This window comes from Phenylobacterium sp., assembly GCF_044371015.1.
Taxonomy (GTDB): Bacteria; Pseudomonadota; Alphaproteobacteria; order Caulobacterales; family Caulobacteraceae; genus Phenylobacterium.
This window is the reverse complement of the sequence record NZ_JBILUK010000343.1, coordinates 1-2,606: the sequence shown is the minus strand read 5'-3', so window position 1 is coordinate 2,606 and position 2,606 is coordinate 1. Positions and strand designations below refer to the sequence as shown.

General features: G+C 66.8%; 5 protein-coding genes. 2 read left to right on the top strand and 3 right to left on the bottom strand.

What is annotated here, in order from left to right:
• Positions 1–265: 265 nt before the first annotated feature.
• Complete coding sequence (locus tag ACIQ3R_RS17410) at positions 266–487, top strand: hypothetical protein (RefSeq protein ID WP_397420112.1); 222 nt, start codon at positions 266–268, stop codon at positions 485–487.
• Positions 488–510: 23 nt separating this feature from the next.
• Positions 511–1,575, top strand: coding sequence for a tyrosine-protein phosphatase (locus ACIQ3R_RS17405; protein WP_397420111.1), 1,065 nt, complete (start codon positions 511–513; stop codon positions 1,573–1,575).
• A 16-nt stretch (positions 1,576–1,591) separates the two neighbouring features.
• On the opposite strand, the gene ACIQ3R_RS17400 is transcribed toward ACIQ3R_RS17405, so the two are convergent.
• The 3 genes from ACIQ3R_RS17400 to ACIQ3R_RS17390 form a co-directional block, all read right to left on the bottom strand.
• On the bottom strand, positions 1,592–1,915 hold the full coding sequence (locus ACIQ3R_RS17400; RefSeq protein ID WP_397420110.1) for a HigA family addiction module antitoxin: 324 nt from the start codon (positions 1,913–1,915) through the stop codon (positions 1,592–1,594).
• Between the two features lie 9 nt (positions 1,916–1,924).
• Positions 1,925–2,185, bottom strand: coding sequence for a type II toxin-antitoxin system RelE/ParE family toxin (locus ACIQ3R_RS17395; RefSeq protein WP_397420109.1), 261 nt, complete (start codon positions 2,183–2,185; stop codon positions 1,925–1,927).
• Between the two features lie 120 nt (positions 2,186–2,305).
• On the bottom strand, positions 2,306–2,606 hold a 301-nt coding region (locus ACIQ3R_RS17390), incomplete at its 5' end, for a GrpB family protein (RefSeq protein ID WP_397420108.1).

The following is a 2,606-nucleotide window of genomic DNA, read 5'->3' as shown; positions in this document are numbered from 1 at the left end:
GGTGCTGAGCCACCTCACCCAGGCCGGTCTGCCGCTGTTCAACGCGGAAGCCTTCACCCGCGGCATCGAGGACGGCGGCAAGATCGACTGGCGCCTGGCCCGCGACGGCATGACCATCGAGCTGCCGGCGGGGAGCGAAGAGGTGAAGTTCGGGGGCTAATGAGCCGCTGTCGCCAAATCCTCTTGGAAGCGTCACCGCCCGATCACCGAACCGTCGCTGGGTTCTCATGATCCCTGCCTAGGGCTGCCTCCTCAAACGACGGGGATGGTCTGGGTGGGTTCGGTCAGCTATCGGGCGTTCGGGTCGGAAGAGGTCGAGACCTACGAGGTCGGCTTCAAGGGCGGGTCCCGGGATCGCCGGGCGCGCAACCTGCTGGACGAGGCCCACACCTTCTATGAGAGCCGCGGCGCCTTCGCCGCCCAGGGCGCGTTCGGCATCTACAACGAGCCGCGCGCCTTCGGCCTAGACCTGACCCTGAAGTACTGACCCGTGTGCCACCGGAGCCCGCCATGACCCGCATCCTCGCCGCCTGGACCCTTCCGCTCGCGCTGCTGGCCGCCGGGCCCGCCTGGGCCGTCTCCAATGCGCTCGTCACGCGCCCCGCGCCTGACCGGCTGGTGGTGACCTGGACCGACGCCGACCCGGTGGATGTGGCGCTGGCCGAGAAGCCCGACGCCGGTTTCACGGCGGGCAGGCCGGTCGCATCAGCCAACCGGGCCGGACGGGTGGAGATCCCCGTCGCGCCCGATGCGCGGCCGTTCATCCTGCTGCGCGACGGCGGCGACGGCCGGGTGACGCGGGTCGCCGAGCGCGTGCTGCCCCTGGCCCAGGGCTCTAACTTCCGCGACCTGGGCGGCTATCCGGCGGCGGACGGCAAGACCGTGCGCTGGGGGATGATCTATCGCTCGGGCGCCACGCCGATGCTGACCAAGGCCGACATGGCGATGATCAGCGGCCTGGGCCTGAAGGAGATGGTCGATCTCCGGTCCAGCGAGGAGCGCACGCTGGCGCCCTCCAAGATCGAGGGCGTGCCCTATACGGCGGTCGGCTATTCGATGATGCGGATGATGGGGGATCGCACCGCGCCGATCAGCGGCGATGAGCAGATGCACGCGGTCTATCGCCAGATGCCGACCCTGCTGGCGCCGCAGCTGCGCCTGGTGTTCGGTGAACTGCTCGAAGGCGGCGGGGCGGTGGCCTACAACTGCTCGGCCGGCCAGGACCGCACCGGCTTCACCTCGGCCCTGGTGCTGAGCGCGCTGGGCGTGCCGCGCGCCACCATCGTCGAGGACTATCACCTGTCGACAACCTACCGGCGACCGGAGTTCGAGATGCCGATCTTCGACGCCGCAGCCCAGGCGGCCAATCCGGTGGCGAAGATGTTCGCGGGCTATCAGGCGGACCCCAAGTGGAAGACGCCGCAGCCGCTGCGCGACGGCCAGGGCCGGAGCCTGCTCGACTTCGCCCTGGCTGAAGTGGAGACCCGCTACGGCTCGATCGAGGCCTATCTCGACAAGGAACTGGGCGTCGACGCGGCGGATATCGCCAAGCTGCGGGCGATGTATCTGGAGTAGGGGGCGAACTTTACGCTCAGACTACGCCCCGCGGCGCCGAAGCGTCGAACGGCGCCACGTCGATCAGGTCGGCCCGCGCGCGGGCCTGAGCGATATCGAAGCTGTTCTGCATGCGCATCAGGGTGTCCATCGACACGCCGAACGCCTTCTCGATCCGCACGGCCATCTCCGGCGAGAGGTGAGCGCGCTCGTTTAGCAAGGTCGACAAGGTCGCCCGGGTCACGCCCAGCACCTCGGCCGCGCGGGTGACGGTGAGACCGAGCGGGTCGATGATTTCATGCCGCACGAACCCGCCAGGGTGGGCGGGGCGCTTCAGGCGGATTCCCGGGCTGACGGTCACGGCTGCCTCCTAGTGATAGTCTTCATAGTCGAGGTCGATGATCTCGATCTCGTCCCGGTCGATCCGGAATGTGAGCCGCCAGTTCTTGGTGACGAACAGGCTCCAGACACCCTTGCGATCCCCGGTCAGCTGATGGGCCTTCCAGCTTGGGATCGTGCGAAGTTCATCCTCGCGCTCCATATCCTGGAGGAACGACACCATCCGCCGGACCTTTGCGACGACGGCGGGCTGCAGGCCGCTGGCGTCGTCGTCCGCGATGAACCGACGCAACCCTTTGTGAATGACGTTTCGGATGATCACGAGGTCAGGTAGGTTCGAAAGTGTTCGGTGTCAAGTTACGCTATACGATCTCCCGCATGTTTAATCTGGACGACCTTGGAAAGTGCGGGATCACGTCTCGGCTCGAGCCAGGACCTCATCGATGAACGGGCGTTTTCGTGACAGGTACTCTGCAATGCCACCGGTTTCGGTGGCGGCGAGTCTCAGCTTGAGCGCGGCATAGGCGTCTCGATCCGCGGGGTGCGTGCGCAGGTGATCCCGGAAGGCGAGCATCCTGTGGATGCTCACGTGGCCGGCTACGCAGATGTGGAGCTTGTGCGTTCGTACACCTTCGATGTCGCGCTTGAAGAAGCGGTGGCCCTCGGAGAGATCTTTCCCGCGCCGGTACCCGAGGCTGGCCAACTCTTGGACA

Coding starts and splice junctions, on each gene's coding strand:
- ACIQ3R_RS17410 (WP_397420112.1), top strand. CDS start 266: ATGGTCTGGGTGGGTTCGGTCAGCTATCGGGCGTTCGGGTCGGAAGAG.
- ACIQ3R_RS17405 (WP_397420111.1), top strand. CDS start 511: ATGACCCGCATCCTCGCCGCCTGGACCCTTCCGCTCGCGCTGCTGGCC.